The organism is Kosakonia sacchari SP1 (assembly GCF_000300455.3).
Lineage (GTDB): Bacteria > Pseudomonadota > Gammaproteobacteria > Enterobacterales > Enterobacteriaceae > Kosakonia > Kosakonia sacchari.
The window spans coordinates 3,352,449-3,374,007 of the sequence record NZ_CP007215.2; the positions used below are offsets into that span (position 1 = coordinate 3,352,449).

A 21,559-nucleotide genomic window follows, 5' to 3' on the forward strand; every position below is an offset into this window, starting at 1 on the left:
CTTTTTAATTTGGTTTACAAGTCGATTATGACCCTGGACGATCTCGCTTTTGACACGCGACATATCTGGCATCCTTACACCTCCATAACCTCCCCGCTGCCCGTTTACCCGGTGCAGTCCGCACAGGGTTGCGAGCTGATACTCAGCAGCGGCGAACACTTGATAGACGGCATGTCCTCCTGGTGGGCGGCAATCCACGGCTACGGGCATCCGGCGATTAACGCGGCGATGAAAGCGCAAATCGACGCGGTATCCCACGTGATGTTTGGCGGCATCACCCACCAGCCGGCGATTGACCTGTGCCGCAAGCTGGTCGCGATGACGCCAGAACCGCTGGAGTGCGTTTTTCTGGCCGACTCCGGTTCCGTGGCGGTGGAAGTGGCGATGAAGATGGCGCTGCAGTACTGGCAGGCGAAAGGTGAGCCGCGACAGCGTTTTCTTACCTTCCGTAACGGCTATCACGGCGACACGTTTGGCGCGATGTCGGTCTGCGATCCGGATAACTCCATGCACAGCCTGTGGAAAGGCTATTTACCGGAAAACCTGTTTGCCCCCGCGCCGCAAAGCCGCTTTGACGGCGAGTGGGACGAACGTGACATGGTGGCCTTCGCGCGTCTGATGGCAGCGCATCGCCATGAGATTGCGGCGGTGATTGTAGAGCCAGTCGTGCAGGGCGCGGGCGGCATGCGCTTCTATCATCCGGAATGGCTGAGGCGCATCCGTAGAATGTGCGAGCGGGAAGGCATTCTATTGATTGCTGATGAAATCGCCACTGGCTTTGGCCGCACCGGCAAGCTGTTTGCCTGTGAACATGCCGGGATCGCCCCGGACATTCTGTGCCTTGGCAAAGCGCTGACCGGCGGCACAATGACGCTTTCGGCAACACTCACCACGCGTAAGGTGGCCGACACCATCAGCAACGGCGAAGCAGGCTGCTTTATGCACGGGCCAACATTTATGGGTAATCCGCTGGCCTGCGCGGCCGCCAACGCCAGTCTCGGGATTTTGCAAAGTGGCGCGTGGCAAACGCAGGTGGCGGCGATTGAAACGCAGTTAAACGCGGAGCTGGCACCCGCGCGCGAAGCGGTCAATGTTGTCGACGTGCGCGTGCTGGGGGCCATCGGTGTGGTGGAAACCCGTTCGCCAGTCAATATGGCAGCGCTACAACGCTTCTTTGTTGAACAAGGTGTATGGGTGCGTCCGTTTGGCCGGCTGATCTACCTGATGCCGCCCTATATCATTACCCCGGAGCAGCTCTCCCGTTTGACCCGCGCCGTCAATGCCGCCGTGCTGCGCGATGAGCTTTTTGCCTGAGATTTTGCCAGGGATCGGCTACACTTCCCGGCACGCATGAAACGCAGAAGGAGTGCATATGAAGTTGGTCAGCCATGATTTACGCGACGGCGAAAAGCTGCCGCATCGCCAGGTGTTCAACGGTATGGGCTACGACGGCGACAATATCTCCCCGCATCTGGCGTGGGATGAGGTTCCTGCCGGCACCAAAAGTTTTGTTGTGACCTGCTACGATCCGGATGCGCCAACGGGCTCCGGCTGGTGGCACTGGGTGGTAGCGAACCTTCCCGCCGATACGCGCGTTCTGCCGCAAGGCGCGGGTTCCGGTCTGGCGGCTTTGCCGGATGGCGCGGTGCAGACACGTACCGATTTCGGCAAAGCCGGTTACGGCGGCGCGGCACCGCCAAAAGGTGAAACCCATCGTTATATTTTTACCGTACATGCTCTGGACGTAGAGCGCATTGAGGTCGACGAAAACGCCAGCGGCGCGATGGTCGGTTTTAATGTCCACTTCCATGCGCTTTCCAGCGCCTCGATCACCGCCCTTTTTAGCTGAAATTCACGGGATTTACAGCCGATTGTACAAATCGGCTTCCCGTTTCGCTCAACTTAGTATAAAAAAGCAGGCTTTGAAGTCCTCTTTCAACTTTTGCATAGTCTGGAGCTCCCCTTGAACACATCATCGGTTTCCCGTCTGGCGCTGGCGCTCGCTTTTGGCGTGACACTGACCGCCTGTAGCTCAACCCCGCCAGCGGAACGTCCGTCTGAACAGAAAGCGCCTGGCACCGCCGCGCGCCCAATCCTCAGCGCAGGTGAAGCGAAAAACTTTGTAGCGGACCGCTATTTTACCGCCATGACGCCGGATAACGCGGCATGGAAACCGGTCGCCATCCGCCTGCCGGAAAAAGCGAACTTCGTGGTTGGCCCTGCCGGTACGCCGGGTGTGACGCACACCACCATTCAGGCTGCGGTTGATGCGGCAATCAACAAACACGCCAGCGATCGTCAGTACATCGCGGTGATGCCGGGCGAATATGAAGGCACGGTGTATGTACCTGCCGCGTCCGGCAGCGTGACTATTTACGGTACCGGCGAGAAAGCGCTGGATGTGAAAATCAAACAGGCTATTGATGCCGAAATGGATCCGAATAGCTGGCGTCGTCTGGTCAATCCGTCGGGCAAATACATGCCGGGCAAACCGGCGTGGTATATGTTTGATAACTGCCAGAGCAAACGTACTGCAACTGTCGGCGTAATGTGTTCTGCGGTCTTCTGGTCACAGAATAACGGCCTGCAACTGCAAAACCTGACCATTGAAAATACGCTGGGTGACAGCGTTGACGCGGGCAACCACCAGGCGGTGGCACTGCGCAGCGATGGCGATAAAGTGCAGATCAACAACGTTAATATTCTGGGCCGCCAGAACACCTTCTTTGTCACCAACAGCGGCGTGGATAACGCCCTGCGTACCGATCGTCAGACCCGTACGCTGGTGACCAACAGCTATCTTGAAGGCGATGTCGATATCGTGGCCGGTCGCGGCGCGGTGGTATTTGATAATACCGACTTCCGCGTGGTGAACTCGCGCACCCAGCAGGAAGGTTACGTGTTCGCACCCGCCACCCTGTCTAATCTTTATTACGGTTTCCTCGCCGTGAACAGCCGCTTTAACGCCGCCGGTAACGGTGTTGCGCAGCTCGGCCGTTCGCTGGACGTTGATGGCAACACCAACGGCCAGGTGGTGATCCGCGATAGCGTGATCAACGAAGGCTTTAATGTGGCGAAACCGTGGGCCGATGCCGCCGTTTCCGGCCGTGCTTATGCCGGTAACACCGGAACCGTTGACGATAAAGGCAACGTGCAGCGCGAGCTGAACAACCCGCAGTTCAACCGCATGTGGGAGTTCAACAACCGCGGCGTGGGTAGCCAGGTTGTGGCGATGCCGAAAAAATAAGTCGCACCTGATAATAAAAAAACCTCGCCGCGGCGAGGTTTTTTTATGTGCGAAATGCAGCATCAGAAAGCGTTAACCACCACCCACATCGGCCCCTGGCCTACGGCATAACGGGATTTTTCGGTCAGCAGCCCTTGCTCGCCACCAATCTCGTACACCGCAATATGGTGCGATTTCTGCCCGGCGGCAATCAGGTATTGACCGCGATTATCAATATTGAAGCCACGCGGCTGCGTTTCTGTTGGCTGGAAACCTTCGATAGCCAGCACGCTACCATCTTCCGAAACGCTGAACACGGTGATAATGCTGGCGGTGCGATCGCAGGTATAAAGATGGCGGCCATCCGGCGTGATATGAATATCCGCCGCCCAGCGCGTGTCGCTGAAATCCGCAGGCATCATATCCAGCGTCTGCACACACTCAATGTTGCCGTGCGCGTCGCTGAGCTGCCAGACATCCACTGAGCCGTTGAGTTCATTGACGCAGTAGGCAAAACGTTGGTTCGGGTGAAACGCCATATGACGCGGGCCAGCGCCCTCAACGGTGGTGACTTCCGCAGGTTCCTGCGCCGTCAGGTTACCATCATCGGCCAGGGTAAACAGGCAAATGCGATCCTGTTTCAGTGCCGGTGTCCACAGCGTACGGTTGTCAGGGGAGATATTCGCTGAGTGGCACCCTTCCAGCCCTTCCACCACATCAACAATCCCGGTCGGCAGGCCATCTTCCAGACGAACGACACTCACACTGCCCGCGTTGTAGGATGCGCTGAACAGGAAGCGCCCGCTGCGATCGGTCGAAATATGCGTCGGGCTGCCCGGCAGTGGAGATTCCGCCGCGAAAGTCAGGGCACCATCATCCGGCGCGATGCGATACGCGATAACGCGAAATTCAGGGCGAACCCCGACATAGAGGTAACGTTTATCCGGGCTGACGACCATCGGCTGCACCTGGCCTGGCACATCCACCACCTGTACAAGCGTCAGGCTACCTTCAGAGTTCAGGCGCCAGACGTGGATCTGCTGGCTTTCCGGGCTGGCGGTATAAACGGTTTGTTTCATGAACGCTCCTTTCCTCTAATTCTTTTTTGCATTAAGTAACCAGGATAGCTGCTTTTGTTGGTTGATGCTGAATTTTACCCGGAGATTTTGCGCAGCCGGTGACCCGGTGTACCATCCCCGGACATTTGAATTTCAACATCGACCACGGAATACGATATGGCTTCGCGCGTGATTGCACTGGATTTAGACGGTACGCTACTGACCCCGAAAAAAACGCTTCTGCCCTCATCCCTTGAAGCACTGGCTCGCGCAAAAGCCGCCGGACATCAACTCATTATCGTGACAGGTCGGCATCATGTTGCCATCCACCCTTTTTATCAGGCACTGGCGCTGGATACACCTGCAATTTGCTGTAATGGCACTTATTTGTATGATTATCATGCAAAAAAAGTGTTAAGCGCCGATCCGTTACCGGTTTTACAGGCCCAGCAGTTGATCACACTGCTTAATGAGCATGCGGTTCACGGCCTGATGTATGTCGACAACGCTATGCTGTATGAAAAACCAACCGGTCATGTTGAGCGCACCAACACCTGGGCGCAACAGTTACCGCCAGAGCAGCGCCCGGTCTTCCAGCAAGTGACGTCCCTGCGCACAGCGGCGCAGGAGGTGGAGGCTATCTGGAAATTCGCGCTCACCGATGAAGACACGCAGAAACTGAAAAATTTTGCCCACCATGTGGAGCAAACACTAGGGCTGGAGTGCGAATGGTCATGGCATGATCAGGTCGATATCGCCCGCGCGGGCAACAGCAAAGGCAAACGTCTGCGCGAATGGGTGGCGTCACAGGGGCTATCGATGAAAGACGTGGTGGCATTTGGTGATAACTATAACGATATCAGCATGCTGGAAGCCGCCGGTGTCGGCGTGGCGATGGGCAATGCCGATGACGCGGTAAAAGCCCATGCTAACGTGGTGATTGGCGACAACACCGTCGACAGCATTGCGCAATTTATCTACAAAGAACTGCTGTAAACGCCTGCCCAGGTTCACTGGTGAAAAGATGACGCCCCTGACGCAGGGGCTAATACATAGTGCGGGATGATAACAGTCCACACTGAATCGCAGGCGGCAAATCCGCCGATCACGCGGTTATCGACACACTTTTGATTTGCGCATATAACCACTGGCCAGGCTTCACGGCCAGCTCATCTCTGGCCCACGGACTGATGCGCGCCCACAGGGTGCGGCTGCCCACTTCCAGTTGCACTTCCACCTGGCCGTCGATATCAAAACATTGCGCCACTTTCGCACGCAGAATATTACGGATACTGGTATTCATTGGCGGTTGCAGCACCAGCGAAACATCGGTCGCCTGAATACGGATCCGCAACACACTTTGCAGCGGAAGGTCGACCTTGTTAACCCAAATATGCTGATCGCCGAGCGCCAGCGCCGTCATCGCATAGTGCGGATGGTGCTCCAGCACCACCACTTTCAACACGCTACTTTGCTGCTCCGCCGGTAACCACGGGTTCATCACGCGGCTGCCCCAGACATCTTCCAGACTACCGAAGGCCTTCACTTCTCCCGCCTCCAGCACCATCACTTTATCCGCCAGATGCAGGATTTCATCCAGGGAGTGACTGACATAGAGCATCGGGATATTGATCTCGCGCGCCAGTCGTTGCAGATACGGCAGTAGTTCGCGCTTACGTGGAATGTCCAGCGACGCCAGCGGTTCATCGAGTAACATCAGTTCCGGCGCGGTTAACAGCGCACGGCCAATCGCCACTCGCTGCTTTTCGCCACCGGAAAGCCCACCAGGTAAACGATCCAGCAACGGTTCAATACCGAGTAACGCCACCAGCTTGTCGAACTGGCCAGCCATGGATTTGGCCATGCCGTAACGCAGGTTGCCGCGCACTTTGTAATGGGGAAACAGCCGCGCATCCTGGAAAACATAGCCGACACGCCGCTTCTCCGGCGGCAGGCAAATCTTGCTTTCGGTATCAAACAGCACGCGATTATTCAGCGCAATCCGCCCTTGCTGCGGATGAGTCAGGCCGCCAATCGCGTTGATTAACGAGGTTTTCCCGGCACCCGAAACGCCAAAAATCGCAGTGATGCCGCTGGCGGGCAGCTTTTCAGCAATGCGTAAGCGATGCGTCCCCAGCGTCTGGGTGAAATTGAGTTCCAGCATGACTTACCTCCCTGTCCTTTCGCGGCTAATGCGAGCCAGCCATTCGGAAACCAACAGCGAAACCAGTGCCAGTACGATCGAGATAATACATAACCGCGCCGCCGCGCCTTCACCGCCGGGCGTCTGAATCAGGGTGTACATTGCAGAGGGAATGGTGCGGGTTTCGCCAGGAATATTGGAAACGAAAGTGATCGTCGCGCCGAATTCGCCCAGTGAACGGGCAAAGGCCAGCACGGTGCCGACGATAATCCCCGGCAAGGTAAGCGGTAACGTTATGGTCAGAAAAACGCGCCAGCGCCCGGCACCTAACGTGCGGGCTGCCTGCTCCAGTTTGGTATCAACGCTCTCCAGCGCCAGACGGATGGCGCGCACCATCAGCGGGAACGACATCACCGCTGCGGCCAACACTGCACCGCGCCAGCTAAAGGCGAAGGTGATGCCAAACCAGTCATACAGCCACTGACCAATGAAACCGCGTCGCCCCATCGCCACCAGCAGCAAATACCCCACCACCACCGGCGGCAGCACCAGCGGTAGATGCAGCAAACTGTCGAGCAGCGCTTTGCCCGGAAACGTGCAGCGCACCAGCAGCCAGGCAAAGAAGATCCCAAACGGCAAACTGAAAACCACTGCCAGGGATGAGACTTTCAGGCTCAGCAATACCGCCTGCCATTCGGGATCCGTCAATATCATTCGTGCGTTGTAAATCCGTAACGTTTAAAGATTTCAGAAGCCTGCGGGCCTTTCAGGTAGTCATAAAACGCCGTTACCGTCGCGTTTTTATGACCGTCGATAATAGCCAGCGGGTACTCAACTTTTTGGTGTGAATCTTCCGGGAAGGTTCCGACCACTTTCACCCCTTTACTGGCAACCGCGTCAGAGCCGTAGACAATGCCAAGCGGCGCTTCGCTGCGTTCCACCAACGCCAGCGCCCCGCGCACGTCCTCCGCCGGAGCCAGCTTCGGCGACAGGGTTTCCCATGCGCCCAGTTTGGTCAATGCTTCTTTGGCATAAATCCCCGCCGGAACATGTTCCGGGTCGCCAACGGCCAGACGTCCGCCTTTCAGCAGACTGTTCCAGTCGGTTTTAGCATTAATGACGATATCGCCCTGCGCACTGCTTTTAGGAGCCACAACCACCAGGCTGTTACCGAGCAGTGTTGCGCGGGTTGCGGTATCGATAGATTTTTTCTCTACCGCGTAATCCATCCATTTCTGATCGGCAGAAATGAACAGATCCGCCGGCGCCCCCGCTTCAATCTGGCGCGCCAGAGTAGAAGAAGAAGCAAACGAGGAGACTACCTCGACGTTTTTCTCTTTTTTATAGGCCGCCGCGATATCCTGCATTGCGTTGGTCAGTGATGCTGCTGCAAAAACGGTAATTTTACCTTCATCCGCCAGAACTTGCCCGGCAACGGAGAGTATTAATGTCGCCCCGGCAAAAAGGCGTAACCCTGTACGTGTCATTTGGAACTCCTGTGAGTGTCGTTATATACGTAAAAACATAACGATATTACCAGAGTTTCCCGGCGGTTAGGTAATACCCATCAAGAATTAGCGACCTATTTAAATATATCGGCAGGAAGTGGGGAAATCTTGAATATCTGAAAGATAAACGCCCGCGAAAGCGGGCGTTTGCAAGAGAGGATCAGCGTTGCTGACGGCTTTGGTCGCGGCGACCGACGCCGGAAAACACATTAAACACTTCACCCAGGCCATAAATCAGCCCCAGGATAATCGCCATCACGACAGGCACCATGACGACGGCAAACACCAAGCTTTTCAACAACTCAAACATAGTCGTCTCCAGAAAATGTGAACGGGGCATTCTAGCCTGATTCAGGTGAAAAACACTCGCCTTTTGTGCGATTCGCCTCGCAGCTTTACGCGCATTCACCCGCATCAGGCTAGGCTTAGTGACGGTTTTCCTTCACAATAGTTCTTTTGCCAGGACATTGCATAATGCAGGCTGAAATTCTTCTCACACTCAAACTCCAGCAGCGCCTATTTGCCGATCCGCGCCGCATCTCCCTGCTCAAGCAGATTGTTGAAACCGGCTCTATCAGCCAGGGCGCGAAGAACGCCGGCATCAGTTATAAAAGCGCCTGGGACGCCATTAATGAGATGAATCAACTCAGTGAACAAACGCTGGTTGACCGCGCGACCGGCGGTAAAGGCGGCGGCGGTGCGGTGGTGACGCGTTACGGGCAGCGCTTAATCCAGCTTTACGATCTGTTGGCGCAAATCCAGCAAAAAGCGTTTGACGTGTTAAGTGATGATGACGCCCTGCCGTTAAACAGTCTGCTGGCGGCGATTTCACGTTTCTCGTTGCAGACCAGCGCGCGCAATCAGTGGTTTGGCACCATCACAGCGCGCGACCACAACCACGTGCAGCAACATGTCGACGTGCTGCTGGCGGACGGTGAAACACGTCTCAAAGTCGCCATTACCGCACAAAGCGGCGAACGCCTGGGCCTTGATGAAGGCAAAGAGGTGCTGGTGCTGCTGAAAGCGCCGTGGGTGAGCATTACGCAGGATGCCAAACGCGCCGCGCAGGCGGATAACCAGCTTACCGGGCGCATCAGCCATATTGAGCGCGGCGAGCAGCAAAGTGAGGTGCTGATGACGCTGCCTGACGGCCAGTTGCTCTGCGCCACCGTGCCGACGCAAGAGATGGATAATTTGCAGGAACAGAGCGAAGTGACCGCATATTTTAATGCCGATCGCGTGATTATCGCCACGTTATGCTAATCGCATTGACAAGCTAGCCCATTGCACGTATCCCTGAGTTTCTACGCTGCAAAAAATGGGATACATCATGTCGTCATTGCAAATTTCGCAAGGTACGTTTCGTCTTAGCGACACCCGAACGCTGCATATTGAACACTTAGCGCTACGCGCTGGCGAAAGCTGGGCTTTTGTCGGCGCGAATGGCAGCGGCAAGTCAGCGCTGGCTCGCGCGCTGGCGGGGGAGTTGACCTTACTGAAAGGTGAACGCCAGTGTCAGTTTACCCGCCTCACCCGCCTCTCTTTTGAGCAGTTGCAAAAGCTGGTCATCGACGAGTGGCAGCGCAATAACACCGATATGCTCAGCCCCGATGAAGAGGATACCGGGCGAACTACCGCCGAGATTATTCAGGATGAAGTGCAAGACGCGCAGCGCTGTGCGCAACTGGCGGCGCAGTTTGGCATCTCGCATCTGCTGGAGAGACGCTTTAAATACCTCTCGACTGGCGAAACCCGTAAAACACTGCTGTGCCAGGCCCTGATGTCCGAACCGGATTTACTAATCCTGGATGAGCCTTTCGATGGGCTTGACGTTCACTCACGCCAGCAACTGGCGGAGCTGCTCGCGCGCCTCAATGCCGACGGCTTTACGCTGGTGCTGGTGCTGAACCGCTTTGATGAAATACCGGACTTTGTGCAACACGCCGGGGTTCTGGTGGATTGCTCGCTCACAGAGACCGGAGAAAAAGCAGCCCTGTTGCAACAAGCGCTGATCGCCCAGTTAGCCCACAGCGAAAAATTATCTGGTATCGCATTACCAGAACCGGACGCGCCGCCCGCACGTGAAACATTGAACGCAGACGCGCCGCTTATTGTGCTGAACGATGGCGTCGTCTCTTATAACGACCGGCCAATCATCGACCACCTTTCATGGACGGTAAATCCCGGCGAGCACTGGCAGATCGTCGGCCCGAACGGTGCGGGCAAATCCACGCTGCTCAGCCTGATAACCGGCGATCATCCGCAGGGCTACAGCAACGATTTGACGCTGTTTGGCCGACGTCGCGGCAGCGGTGAAACCATCTGGGATATCAAAAAGCATATTGGCTATGTCAGCAGCAGCCTGCATCTGGATTACCGCGTCAGCACCAACGTGCGCAATGTCATCCTCTCTGGTTATTTCGACTCGATTGGTATTTACCAGGCGGTATCGGACAAACAACACAAACTGGCACAGCGCTGGCTGGATATTTTAGGTTTCGATGCACGCACCGCCGACGCGCCGTTTAGTAGCCTTTCCTGGGGTCAGCAGCGGCTGGCACTGATTGTGCGTGCGCTGGTCAAGCACCCGACGCTGCTCATTCTTGATGAACCGTTACAAGGTCTTGATCCTTTAAACCGCCAGCTTATTCGCCGCTTTGTTGATGTATTAATTAGCGAAGGCGAAACCCAACTGTTATTTGTTTCGCATCATGCCGGAGACGCGCCCGCGTGTATTACCCACCGGCTTGAATTTGTACCAGAGGGCGACGGATATCGTTATCAACTTACACCACAATAATTAGGGGGATGGTTCCATTTCGCCGGATATGATGTAATAGCACTGTTTTAAATAAGCAACATAATAACGATCTCTGACTGGTCAGTTGGCAACATAAAATTGTCGGCGGCCAGTTTTTGTTATGGCAAGAAAAAAGCCCGTCGATGGACGCCGGGTAAAAAATTACGGGACTATGATGAATCAATTCCTCCGCATGACCCGCGCCATTTCTCTGGTTGCGGCGCTGTCACTGGGTTTCTGCAGTGTCGCTTTCGCCGATGAGAGTGCGCAAACACCAGCTTCCGGGCAGGAAGCACAATTAAAGCAAGCCGTTGAAAATATGCAGCGTGCCAGTATTCACGGCCCGCATAAAATTGATCTCGGTAATCAGGCGATTCTGAACCTGCCCGAAGGCTTCGCTTATATTCCGTCGCAGCAGGCAGCGGTATTTATGCGCGCGCTGGGCAACCATGTTGATAACAACTCATTTTATGGTCTGATATTCAGCAATGATATTTCTGGCTTTGTTTCTATTGAATATGCCGACGCCGGTTATATCAAAGATGACGATGCCAAAGACTGGGACGCCGACCAACTGCTGAGTAATTTGCAGGAAGGGACCAAAGCGGGCAATAAAGAGCGTAGCGAAAAAGGTATCCCGCCAATTGAGGTATTGGGTTGGGTAGAAAAACCCACCTACGAGGCGGCCACTCATCGCCTGATTTGGTCTGCGGCAATCCGCGATATTGGCAGCAACGTGCCGGAAAAAGAACAAGGGGTTAACTACAACACCTACCTGCTGGGTCGGGAAGGTTATCTGTCGTTAAACCTGGTGACCGATCGCGGCGCCGTTGAGCAGGAAAAACCACTCGCCAAAACGTTACTCAACGCCGTGACCTTTAACGACGGCAAAAAATACAGCGACTTTAATGCCTCTACCGACAAGATTGCCGAATATGGGTTGGCGGCGCTGATTGGTGGTCTGGCGGCGAAAAAATTGGGCCTGCTGGCGCTTATCGGCGTGACGTTGCTGAAGTTCTGGAAACTTGGCCTGATCGCCGTGGCGGCATTCGGTATGGGCGTGAAAAAAATGCTGTTTCGCAAAAAAGCCGAGTAAGCCATGAGCATGCTCTTGCTGCTGCTTAAAGGGGCAAGCCTCGGGAAGTTTTTCCTTTCCGGGGCCACCATGCTGCTGTCGATCGCCACTTACGCGCTTGCCTTCGGCTGGCCGTATGCGACCGGGTTTGTGGTGCTGCTGTTTTGCCATGAGCTGGGGCATTATCTGGCGGCGCGTCAACGCGGGTTAGCGACGGGATTACCGATGTTTATCCCCTTTGTGGGTGCCTGGATCGCGTTGAAAGATGAGCTGCCAGATGCGGAAACCGAAGCCTGGGTCGGCATTGCCGGCCCGCTGCTCGGTTCGCTTGCCGCCCTCGGTTGCTACTATCTGGCGGAGTATTTCCACAGTTCGCTGCTGATGGCGGTGGCCTATTCCGGTTTTGTCCTTAATCTTTTTAACCTGATCCCCGTGCCGCCGCTGGATGGCGGGCGCATTACGGTCGCCATCTCGCGCAAGATCTGGTATCTGGGCATTCCCGTACTGCTGGGTTTCTTTTACCTTCACCCGAGCCCGCTGTTACTGCTGGTGTGCTTTCTCGCGGCATCACAAATCTGGGCGCGGCGCCATGATCAACCGAATCTCGACACACTGACCCCTGGCAAACGTCTGGAATATACGCTTTTGTACTTCGGGCTGATTGCCTGGCTCTCCCTGATGACTTATAACCTCCACGAGGCGTTATCCGGCTTTCGCTGACGCCGCCTGCGTTGCTGCACCGCAGTGACACCATTTTTAAGACTTTTTACTTGCGTCGGATGAACCCCGCTATTGCGGGGTTTTTCTGGCGTTTACCCCACAAACCGGCTAGCAGAAAATTGAGTGTAAACGATTCCACTAATTTATCCCATGTCACAGTTTTCACCTCTCTGTTATGCTAAGGTTTGTTCATATCAAATGCTTTATGGAGGGAAATATGCGAGTTCTGGTTACAGGTGGTAGCGGTTACATTGGAAGTCATACCTGCGTGCAACTGCTGCAAAACGGCCACGACGTTATCATCCTCGACAATCTCTGTAACAGTAAGCGCAGCGTGCTCAATGAGATCGAGCGCTTTGGCGGAAAAAGCGCGCTGTTCGTCGAAGGCGACATTCGCGATGAAGCGCTGCTGGCAGAGATCCTGCACGATCACGCCATTGAAGCGGTGATTCACTTCGCCGGGCTGAAAGCCGTTGGCGAATCCGTCGCGAAGCCGCTGGAGTATTACGACAACAACGTTAACGGTACGCTGCGCCTGATTAACGCCATGCGCGCCGCGAATGTTAAAAACTTCATTTTCAGCTCCTCCGCCACCGTTTACGGCGACCAGCCGAAAATCCCTTATGTGGAAAGCTTCCCAACCGGCACGCCGCAAAGCCCCTATGGCAAAAGCAAACTGATGGTGGAACAGATCCTCACCGACCTGCAAAAAGCGCAGCCGGAGTGGAGCATTGCGCTGCTGCGCTACTTCAACCCGGTTGGCGCGCATCCGTCAGGCGATATGGGCGAAGATCCGCAGGGCATCCCGAACAACCTGATGCCGTATATCGCCCAGGTTGCCGTTGGTCGCCGCGATTCGCTGGCAATTTTCGGCAGTGATTACCCGACGCCAGACGGCACCGGCGTGCGGGATTACATCCACGTGATGGATCTGGCGGACGGTCATGTCGCGGCCATGCAACAACTGGCCGGTAAACCAGGTGTACATATCTATAACCTCGGCGCGGGCGTCGGCAGCAGCGTGCTGGATGTGGTGAACGCCTTCAGTAAAGCCTGTGGCAAACCGGTGGCCTGGCACTACGCGCCGCGCCGCGATGGCGATCTCCCGGCTTACTGGGCAGACGCCAGCAAAGCAGACAAAGAGCTGAACTGGCGCGTAACCCGCACACTTGACGAAATGGCAGAAGATACCTGGCGCTGGCAGTCTCGCCACCCGCAGGGCTATCCCGATTAAAGGAATGGTAATGACGCAATTTAATCCGGTCGATCACCCGCATCGCCGTTACAACCCGCTGACCGGCCAGTGGATCCTGGTTTCGCCGCACCGCGCAAAACGCCCCTGGCAGGGGGCGCAAGAGACGCCTGCGAAACAAACCCTGCCGGCGCACGATCCGGACTGTTTCCTCTGCCCGGGCAATACCCGCGTAACCGGGGATAAAAACCCGGATTACACCAGTACTTATGTGTTCACTAATGATTTCGCCGCGTTGATGACCGACACGCCGGACGCGCCGGTGAGCGACGATCCGCTGATGCGCAGCCAGAGTGCGCGCGGCACCAGCCGGGTGATTTGTTTCTCGCCGGATCACAGCAAAACGCTGCCGGAACTAAGCGTGGATGCGCTGGAATCAGTAGTAAAAACCTGGCAACAGCAAACCGCTGAGCTGGGTCAGCAGTACCCGTGGGTACAGGTGTTTGAAAACAAAGGTGCGGCGATGGGGTGTTCCAACCCGCATCCGCACGGGCAAGTCTGGGCCAACAGCTTCCTGCCGAATGAAGTGGATCGTGAAGATCGCCTGCAACGCGACTATTTCGCTCAGTATCAGTCCCCTATGCTGCTGGACTATGCAAAGCGCGAGCTGAACGATGGCAGCCGTACCGTGGTGGAAACGGAGCACTGGCTGGCGGTGGTTCCTTATTGGGCGGCGTGGCCGTTTGAAACCTTGCTGCTGCCGAAAGCGCATGTGCAGCGCATCACTGATTTAAGCGATGAACAGCGCCGTGATTTAGCGCTGGCATTGAAAAAACTGACCAGCCGTTATGACAACCTGTTCCAGTGCTCGTTCCCCTACTCGATGGGCTGGCACGGCGCACCGTTTAACGGCGAAGAGAATGATCACTGGCAACTGCACGCGCATTTCTACCCGCCGCTGCTGCGCTCCGCCACGGTGCGTAAATTTATGGTCGGCTATGAAATGCTGGCCGAAACCCAGCGTGACCTGACGGCGGAGCAAGCCGCCGAACGCCTGCGCGCGGTCAGTGATATCCATTTTCGCGAATCCGGAGAATAACAATGAGTCTGAAAGAGAACACACAATCCCTGTTTGCTGAAAAATTCGGCTACCCTGCCACCCACACAATCCAGGCACCGGGCCGTGTGAACCTGATTGGCGAACACACCGACTATAACGATGGTTTTGTTCTGCCGTGCGCTATTGATTACCAAACGGTGATCAGTTGCGCACCGCGTACTGACCGCATTGTTCGGGTGATTGCCGCCGATTATGACAACCAGAGCGATGAGTTCTCGCTGGATGCGCCAATCGTGACCCACGACAGTCAGCAGTGGTCGAACTACGTGCGCGGCGTGGTAAAACATCTGCAAAAACGCGATGCCAGTTTCGGCGGCGCGGATCTGGTCATCAGCGGTAATGTGCCGCAGGGCGCAGGCCTGAGCTCTTCTGCCTCGCTGGAAGTGGCGGTCGGAACCGTGTTCCAGCAGCTTTATCATCTGCCGCTGGATGGCGCGCAAATTGCTCTCAATGGTCAGGAAGCGGAAAACCAGTTTGTCGGCTGTAACTGCGGCATCATGGACCAGCTTATCTCGGCGCTGGGTAAAAAAGGCAGCGCACTGCTTATCGATTGCCGATCGCTTGGCACCAAAGCGGTGTCGATGCCGGAAGGCGTGGCGATCGTCATCATTAACAGTAACTTTAAACGCACCCTGGTGGGCAGCGAGTACAACACGCGTCGCGAGCAGTGCGAAACTGGGGCGCGCTTCTTCCAGCAAAAAGCGCTGCGCGATGTCAGCATCGATCAGTTCAATGCGGTGGCGCATGAGCTGGATCCGCTGGTCGCCAAACGCGTACGCCATGTGCTGACCGAAAACACCCGTACCGTGGAGGCCGCGGCAGCGCTGGAGAAAGGCGATCTGCAGCGTATGGGCGTGCTGATGGCTGAATCCCATGCGTCAATGCGTGATGATTTTGAAATTACCGTCCCGCAGATTGATACGCTGGTCGAGATTGTCAAAGCGACCATTGGTGACCAGGGCGGTGTGCGCATGACCGGCGGCGGTTTCGGTGGCTGCATCGTCGCGCTGGTGCCGGAAGCGCTGGTACCGGCGGTGAAACAAGCTGTAGAAAGCCAGTACGAAGCCAAAACCGGTATCAAAGAAACCTTCTATGTTTGCAAACCTTCACAGGGAGCAGGACAGTGCTAAACGAAGCTTCTGCAGCAGCCCCGGACGGGCTGCCCTTTCGCCTGATCACCCTGCGCAATAGCGCCGGGATGGTGGTGACATTGATGGACTGGGGCGCGACGCTGTTATCCGCGCGCGTGCCGCTAAAAGATGGTTCCGTGCGTGAAGCGCTGCTGGGCTGCGCCACGCCGGAACACTACCTGCAACAGACCGCGTATCTGGGCGCGTCGGTAGGCCGTTACGCCAACCGTATCGCTAAAAGTCGTTTCACGCTGGATGGTCACACCTATACGTTGACGCCAAGCCAGGGTGAAAACCAGTTGCATGGCGGCCCGGATGGGTTCGATAAGCGGCGCTGGTTGATAGAACGTCAAAATGATAACGAAGTGGTATTTGTCCTGAATTCAGCGGATGGCGACCAGGGTTTCCCTGGAAACGTTCATACCCGCGCGCATTTCCGCCTCGGCGATGATAACCGGCTCGCTATTGAGTACCGTGCAACCACCGACAAACCGTGCCCGGTCAACCTGACTAACCACGCTTATTTCAACCTTGATGGTGAGCAGTCGGATGTTCGCAACCACACGTTGCAACTGCTGGCGGATGCTTACCTGCCGGTGGATGAGATGGGCATTCCGACAGACGGGTTAAAAGACGTTGAGCAGACCAGTTTTGATTTCCGCATCCCAAAAACCGTGGCACAGGATTTTCTGGCTGAAGAAGACCAGCGCGTGGTGAAAGGTTACGACCATGCGTTTTTATTGCAGGCAAAAGGCGACGTCAGTCAGCCCGCCGCGCAGTTGTGGTCGGCGGACAAACAGCTGCAAATGACGGTGTATACCAGCGCGCCTGCGCTCCAGTTCTATTCCGGTAATTATCTGGAAGGAACGCCAGCACGCGGCGGTAAAATCTATAACGCGTGGCAAGGACTGGCGCTGGAGAGCGAGTTTTTGCCCGACAGCCCGAACCGCCCGGATTTCCCGCAACCAGACTGCTTCTTATTGCCTGGCGACGTTTATGTCAGCCTGACGGAATACCACTTTATTGCGCAGTAAATCCCCCCGCCCTCCTTCCGGAGGGCTTTTTTTACCCGTTTTGCTGAAATATGCGCCACTTATCGACAAAACCATAACCCCTGATTCACAAGCACCTTACACTCGGCGGCTATTTTCGCTATGGTTATGGGTAACCGTTGCCGGGAGCACCTTCACGGCAATATAATGAGAATTGTTATCATTCAATCAGGCTCACAGGAGTAAGTGTATGGCTGTTACTAAGCTGGTTCTGGTTCGTCATGGCGAAAGCCAGTGGAACAACGAAAACCGCTTCACCGGTTGGTACGATGTTGATCTGTCCGAAAAAGGCGTTGGCGAAGCAAAAGCGGCAGGCAAACTGCTGAAAGAGGAAGGCTACACCTTCGATTTTGCTTATACCTCTGTGCTGAAACGTGCCATCCATACGCTGTGGAACGTGCTGGACGAGCTGGATCAGGCGTGGTTGCCGGTAGAGAAAAGCTGGAAACTCAACGAGCGTCATTACGGTGCGTTGCAGGGTCTGAACAAAGCTGAAACCGCTGAAAAATACGGTGACGAGCAGGTTAAACAGTGGCGTCGCGGCTTTGCTGTTACACCGCCGGCGCTGACCAAAGATGACGAACGTTTCCCGGGCCACGATCCGCGTTACGCAAAACTGACCGATGCCGAGCTGCCGCAGACCGAAAGCCTGGCGCTGACCATCGATCGCGTCATTCCTTACTGGAACGACACCATTCTGCCGCGCCTGAAAAGCGGTGAGCGCGTGATCATCGCCGCGCACGGTAACTCCCTGCGCGCGCTGGTGAAATACCTCGATAACATGAGCGAAGAAGAGATCCTTGAACTGAACATCCCGACTGGCGTACCGCTGGTGTATGAGTTCGACGAAAACTTCAAACCGCTGAAACACTACTATCTGGGTAACGCGGACGAGATAGCCGCGAAAGCTGCTGCGGTAGCAAACCAGGGTAAAGCGAAGTAAGTTTTCGCCCATAAAAAAAGCGTGGAGCAGTCCACGCTTTTTCATTTGTGCAACCGTTAACTGCGTCGCGCTTTCACTGCCGCCGCGAGCTGGCGTAAAAGCGTTTCGGTATCGCCCCAACCGATGCAGGCGTCAGTAACGCTTTTACCGTACACCAGCGGTTCACCGCTCTCCAGGCTCTGATTGCCTTCCACCAGATGGCTTTCAATCATCACACCGATAATGGCTTTTTCACCCCCGGCGATCTGCTGGCACACATCCGCGCCCACTTCCATCTGTTTCTTGAACTGTTTGCTGGAGTTAGCATGACTGAAGTCGATCATCACCTGCGGCTCCAGACCAGCTTTTTGCAGGCCGACTTTTACTTCTGCGACATGCTTCGCGCTGTAGTTTGGCTCTTTACCGCCGCGCAGAATGATGTGGCAATCACCGTTACCAGCGGTGTTCACAATGGCGGAGTGGCCCCATTTGGTAACGGACAAGAAGCAGTGCGGCGCACCTGCAGCGTTAATCGCGTCAATGGCGACTTTAATGGTGCCGTCGGTGCCGTTTTTGAACCCCACCGGACATGAGAGACCGGAAGCCAGCTCACGATGCACCTGAGATTCAGTCGTACGCGCGCCAATCGCTCCCCAGCTCATTAGATCGGCCATGTATTGTGGGGTGATCATATCGAGGAATTCCCCCGCCGCCGGTAAACCGCTGTCATTGATTTCCAGCAGCAGCTTACGCGCAATACGCAAACCGTCGTTGATCTGGAAGCTGTTATCCATGTGCGGATCGTTAATCAGCCCTTTCCAGCCCACTGTGGTACGCGGTTTTTCAAAGTAAACGCGCATAACGATTTCTAAATCGTCTTTGAGCTCTTCGCGCAATGCCAGCAGACGCGCAGCGTACTCTTTTGCCGCCGCAGGATCGTGAATGGAACACGGACCGATAACCACCAGCAGACGATCATCATTTCCGCGCAGGATCTTATGAATCGCTTTACGGGCATGAGATACCGTCTTGGCGGCGGTTTCAGTGGCGGGGAATTTTTCAAGGAGTGCTACAGGAGGTAATAACTCATTGATCTCTTTAATACGTAAATCGTCGTTCTGATAATTCATGTTCGTTCCAGTCTGGCCATACTTTTTTTGATGAATGCAATCTTTCCAATCTATCTCGTCGGCGGCGAAGTGTAAACGCGATTTTACACTTCGCCCGGATAATTCCTGGATTAAGGTCAAATCGCGTTAAAAAGTAGCGAGCGGAGATATCAGCGCTACACTTTTTAACTGTTAACACTTCCATTTTTCATTTTATCGCTATTCCATGCTGCTATATCGCACATGAATGGTATCTTTAACCACTGAGCGTGATAATTCGTTCGCGCTGCTTTTATCGGCCTCAACGGCGGTAAAAACGACCGGAACAGGAGCATCATGATGAAAATGAATAAATTAGCGACACTTTTACTGACGACGACGCTGACTTTCGCAGGTGGCGCAGCCTACGCGGCCGACGCAGCATCTTCCAGCGACAGTAACGGCGATGCCAATGCCGCAGCAGCGGCTGGTCAACCGGCACCGGACGCAAAACAGAATGTTGCACCAAACAATGTGGATAACAGCCAGATCAACAGCGGTAGCATGAATACCAACTCCACTACTCAGCACAACTCCAAGCAGCATATGAGCAAAGATGAGGTGCATAAAAACACCATGTGTAAAGATGGCCGCTGCCCGGATGTGAACAAAAAGGTTGAAACCGAAAGCGGTAACAACCATAGCGTCGATAAGAAAACCGACGGCACAACCCAGTAAAATCCGGTGCATTAATCATCAGGGAGAGCTTCGGCTCTCCTTACTTTTTCTCTCCAATCTCCCCCGCAAACTGAAAAATCTGTAATGATGTAAGGCGTTAAAATAATTACAAGGAACGACCCGCCTATGGCGCATTCACACTCGCACACTCCCGCAGATGCCAACGCCCGCCGCCTGCTGCTGGCGTTTATTGTTACCGCCGTTTTTATGGTCATCGAAGTGGCCGGCGGCCTGATTTCCGGCTCTCTGGCGCTGCTTGCCGATGCCGGCCATATGCTGACGGACGCCGCCGCGCTGCTTTTTGCGTTATTAGCGGTCTATTTTGCGCGCCAGCCGCCCAGCACTCGCCGGACGTTTGGCTGGCTGCGTCTGACTACGCTTGCAGCATTTATCAATGCACTAGCACTGGTGCTGATTACCGTGTGGATTGTCTGGGAAGCGATTCAGCGTTTCACCCATCCGCAGCCCGTTGCAGGCTTAACCATGATGCTGATTGCGATAGCCGGGCTTGTGGCTAACGTGCTGGCCTTCTGGTTACTGCATCGTGGGAGCGAAGAGAAGAACCTGAATGTTCGCGCCGCCGCGTTGCATGTGCTGGGTGACTTACTCGGTTCTGTGGGTGCCATCGCTGCGGCACTGGTGATTTTGTTCACCGGCTGGACCCCAATTGACCCGATACTCTCGGTGCTGGTTTCCGCGCTGGTATTACGTAGCGCCTGGCGGCTAATGAAAGAGAGCGTTAACGAGTTGCTGGAAGGTGCACCGGGCTCGATGGATATTGGCGCGCTGCAGCGACATCTGCGACGCGCTATCCCTGAGGTGCGTGATGTTCACCATGTGCATGTCTGGCTGGTCGGTGAAAAACCGCTCATGACGCTGCATGTGCAGGTGATCCCTCCGCGCGACCATGACAAGCTGCTAGGTGAGATCCACCACTTTCTGGCACATCATTATGAGATTGAACATGCGACGGTGCAGATGGAGTACCAGCCCTGTAACGGGCCAGACTGCCATCTGGGCGAGACGCAGCCTGAGCACCACCATTCACACTCGCATTAATGCGAAAGCGCGTGAGAGCCCCGCTCACGCGCGCTGTTAATCCACATCCTGCTGCCATTAAGCGCGATAAAGGTCAGGATCAGATACTCCAGCGACATCGCCCAGACGCCCTGCAGTGCGAAGATCGCCACACTTATCACGTTAATCACCACCCACAGTAACCAGTTCTCAACATATTTGCGCGTCATCAGGATCATCGCCACGATGGAGAGCACCATCATGCTGGAGTCCCAGAACGGGAACGCATCGGGCTGTAACTGCGGCATGACCACGTTCAGCCCCAACGCTTGCATGACGGCAACGGCGATTTTCGTCAGAAAGGCAAAGACCGGATCGATAAAGAAGGTCATCAAGCCAATCGCGACCACACATACCGCCAGCCAGCTCATCGCTTTGGGTAACGGCAACCAGCGGATATGCAATTCGGCTTCATTCTGCGAGGTTTGCCGCGACCAGGCATACCAGCCGTAAATGTTGGCGGCAAAGAAAAACAGCTGCAGCAATAAGCTGGCATACAGTTGGATCTGGAAAAAAATAATCGCAAACAGCGTCACGTTGATCAGACCAAACGCATAATTACTGATCTTCTCAAGGCTGGCGAGCCAGATGCACAATAAGCCTGCCAGTGTGCCTGTGGCTTCAATCCATGAAAGATCGTACCCACCGGTGCCAATCGGGATATGCACCAGGATGTTCTGTGTACTAAAAAAATCCATTCTTTCCCCACA

General features: G+C 55.2%; 22 protein-coding genes. 15 read left to right on the plus strand and 7 right to left on the minus strand.

What is annotated here, in order from left to right; genetic code table 11:
• The first annotated feature begins 27 nt into the window (after positions 1–27).
• From bioA to C813_RS38860, 3 genes are all read left to right on the plus strand, one after another.
• Positions 28–1,314: an adenosylmethionine--8-amino-7-oxononanoate transaminase gene (gene bioA, locus C813_RS38850; protein ID WP_017455979.1), complete on the plus strand. Its 1,287-nt coding sequence runs from the start codon at positions 28–30 to the stop codon at positions 1,312–1,314.
• A 58-nt stretch (positions 1,315–1,372) separates the two neighbouring features.
• Positions 1,373–1,849 carry a kinase inhibitor gene (locus C813_RS38855; protein ID WP_017455978.1) on the plus strand — a complete coding sequence of 159 codons (477 nt, stop codon included), beginning with the start codon at positions 1,373–1,375 and terminating at the stop codon, positions 1,847–1,849.
• A 114-nt stretch (positions 1,850–1,963) separates the two neighbouring features.
• Positions 1,964–3,247 (plus strand): putative acyl-CoA thioester hydrolase, encoded by a 1,284-nt coding sequence (locus tag C813_RS38860; protein WP_017455977.1) that lies wholly within the window; start codon positions 1,964–1,966, stop codon positions 3,245–3,247.
• A gap of 62 nt (positions 3,248–3,309) precedes the next feature.
• Here the strand turns inward: C813_RS38860 and pgl are convergent, their stop codons facing one another.
• Entirely contained in the window at positions 3,310–4,305 is a 996-nt protein-coding gene (gene pgl / locus C813_RS38865; protein WP_017455976.1) for a 6-phosphogluconolactonase, read from the minus strand.
• Between the two features lie 156 nt (positions 4,306–4,461).
• Between pgl and C813_RS38870 the strand changes: the two genes are divergently transcribed.
• Positions 4,462–5,280: a pyridoxal phosphatase gene (locus C813_RS38870; protein WP_017455975.1), complete on the plus strand. Its 819-nt coding sequence runs from the start codon at positions 4,462–4,464 to the stop codon at positions 5,278–5,280.
• Between the two features lie 109 nt (positions 5,281–5,389).
• On the opposite strand, the gene modC is transcribed toward C813_RS38870, so the two are convergent.
• The 4 genes from modC to C813_RS38890 all read right to left on the minus strand — a co-directional run bounded on the left by modC (position 5,390) and on the right by C813_RS38890 (position 8,245).
• Positions 5,390–6,448, minus strand: coding sequence for a molybdenum ABC transporter ATP-binding protein ModC (gene modC / locus C813_RS46855; RefSeq protein WP_017455974.1), 1,059 nt, complete (start codon positions 6,446–6,448; stop codon positions 5,390–5,392).
• Positions 6,449–6,451: 3 nt separating this feature from the next.
• Positions 6,452–7,141: a molybdate ABC transporter permease subunit gene (modB, locus tag C813_RS46860; RefSeq protein ID WP_017455973.1), complete on the minus strand. Its 690-nt coding sequence runs from the start codon at positions 7,139–7,141 to the stop codon at positions 6,452–6,454.
• A complete protein-coding gene (modA, locus tag C813_RS38885; RefSeq protein ID WP_017455972.1) occupies positions 7,138–7,914 on the minus strand; it encodes a molybdate ABC transporter substrate-binding protein in 777 nt (258 codons plus the stop codon). Before modA ends, modB begins: the two co-directional genes overlap by 4 nt.
• Before the next feature lie 181 nt (positions 7,915–8,095).
• Positions 8,096–8,245, minus strand: a complete 150-nt coding sequence (locus tag C813_RS38890) for an AcrZ family multidrug efflux pump-associated protein (RefSeq protein ID WP_017455971.1) — start codon at positions 8,243–8,245, stop codon at positions 8,096–8,098.
• A 164-nt stretch (positions 8,246–8,409) separates the two neighbouring features.
• Here C813_RS38890 and modE point away from each other — a divergent pair, with 164 nt between their 5' ends.
• From modE to gpmA, 9 genes are all read left to right on the plus strand, one after another.
• Positions 8,410–9,198: a molybdenum-dependent transcriptional regulator gene (gene modE / locus C813_RS38895; RefSeq protein WP_017455970.1), complete on the plus strand. Its 789-nt coding sequence runs from the start codon at positions 8,410–8,412 to the stop codon at positions 9,196–9,198.
• Between the two features lie 67 nt (positions 9,199–9,265).
• Positions 9,266–10,735 (plus strand): molybdate ABC transporter ATP-binding protein ModF, encoded by a 1,470-nt coding sequence (gene modF / locus C813_RS38900; RefSeq protein WP_017455969.1) that lies wholly within the window; start codon positions 9,266–9,268, stop codon positions 10,733–10,735.
• 175 nt (positions 10,736–10,910) lie between these two features.
• Entirely contained in the window at positions 10,911–11,831 is a 921-nt protein-coding gene (locus tag C813_RS38905) for a DUF2167 domain-containing protein (RefSeq protein WP_017455968.1), read from the plus strand.
• A 3-nt stretch (positions 11,832–11,834) separates the two neighbouring features.
• Entirely contained in the window at positions 11,835–12,530 is a 696-nt protein-coding gene (locus C813_RS38910; RefSeq protein WP_025263685.1) for a site-2 protease family protein, read from the plus strand.
• Positions 12,531–12,747: 217 nt separating this feature from the next.
• Positions 12,748–13,764 carry a UDP-glucose 4-epimerase GalE gene (gene galE, locus C813_RS38915; protein ID WP_017455966.1) on the plus strand — a complete coding sequence of 339 codons (1,017 nt, stop codon included), beginning with the start codon at positions 12,748–12,750 and terminating at the stop codon, positions 13,762–13,764.
• Positions 13,765–13,774: 10 nt separating this feature from the next.
• Positions 13,775–14,821, plus strand: a complete 1,047-nt coding sequence (gene galT / locus C813_RS38920; protein WP_017455965.1) for a galactose-1-phosphate uridylyltransferase — start codon at positions 13,775–13,777, stop codon at positions 14,819–14,821.
• Positions 14,822–14,823: 2 nt separating this feature from the next.
• Positions 14,824–15,972 (plus strand): galactokinase, encoded by a 1,149-nt coding sequence (galK, locus tag C813_RS38925; RefSeq protein ID WP_017455964.1) that lies wholly within the window; start codon positions 14,824–14,826, stop codon positions 15,970–15,972.
• On the plus strand, positions 15,966–17,006 hold the full coding sequence (gene galM / locus C813_RS38930) for a galactose-1-epimerase (RefSeq protein ID WP_017455963.1): 1,041 nt from the start codon (positions 15,966–15,968) through the stop codon (positions 17,004–17,006). The genes galK and galM overlap by 7 nt, the downstream gene beginning before the upstream one ends.
• Positions 17,007–17,214: 208 nt before the next feature.
• Positions 17,215–17,967, plus strand: a complete 753-nt coding sequence (gpmA, locus tag C813_RS38935; RefSeq protein ID WP_017455962.1) for a 2,3-diphosphoglycerate-dependent phosphoglycerate mutase — start codon at positions 17,215–17,217, stop codon at positions 17,965–17,967.
• Between the two features lie 56 nt (positions 17,968–18,023).
• On the opposite strand, the gene aroG is transcribed toward gpmA, so the two are convergent.
• Positions 18,024–19,076 carry a 3-deoxy-7-phosphoheptulonate synthase AroG gene (aroG, locus tag C813_RS38940; protein WP_017455961.1) on the minus strand — a complete coding sequence of 351 codons (1,053 nt, stop codon included), beginning with the start codon at positions 19,074–19,076 and terminating at the stop codon, positions 18,024–18,026.
• A 318-nt stretch (positions 19,077–19,394) separates the two neighbouring features.
• Between aroG and C813_RS38945 the strand changes: the two genes are divergently transcribed.
• Positions 19,395–19,772: a protein YbgS gene (locus C813_RS38945; RefSeq protein ID WP_017455960.1), complete on the plus strand. Its 378-nt coding sequence runs from the start codon at positions 19,395–19,397 to the stop codon at positions 19,770–19,772.
• A 126-nt stretch (positions 19,773–19,898) separates the two neighbouring features.
• Positions 19,899–20,831 (plus strand): CDF family zinc transporter ZitB, encoded by a 933-nt coding sequence (gene zitB, locus C813_RS38950; protein ID WP_017455959.1) that lies wholly within the window; start codon positions 19,899–19,901, stop codon positions 20,829–20,831.
• Here zitB and pnuC read toward each other — a convergent pair.
• Positions 20,828–21,547 carry a nicotinamide riboside transporter PnuC gene (pnuC, locus tag C813_RS38955; RefSeq protein WP_017455958.1) on the minus strand — a complete coding sequence of 240 codons (720 nt, stop codon included), beginning with the start codon at positions 21,545–21,547 and terminating at the stop codon, positions 20,828–20,830. The two genes, zitB and pnuC, sit on opposite strands and share 4 nt — an antisense overlap.
• Positions 21,548–21,559: the final 12 nt, after the last annotated feature.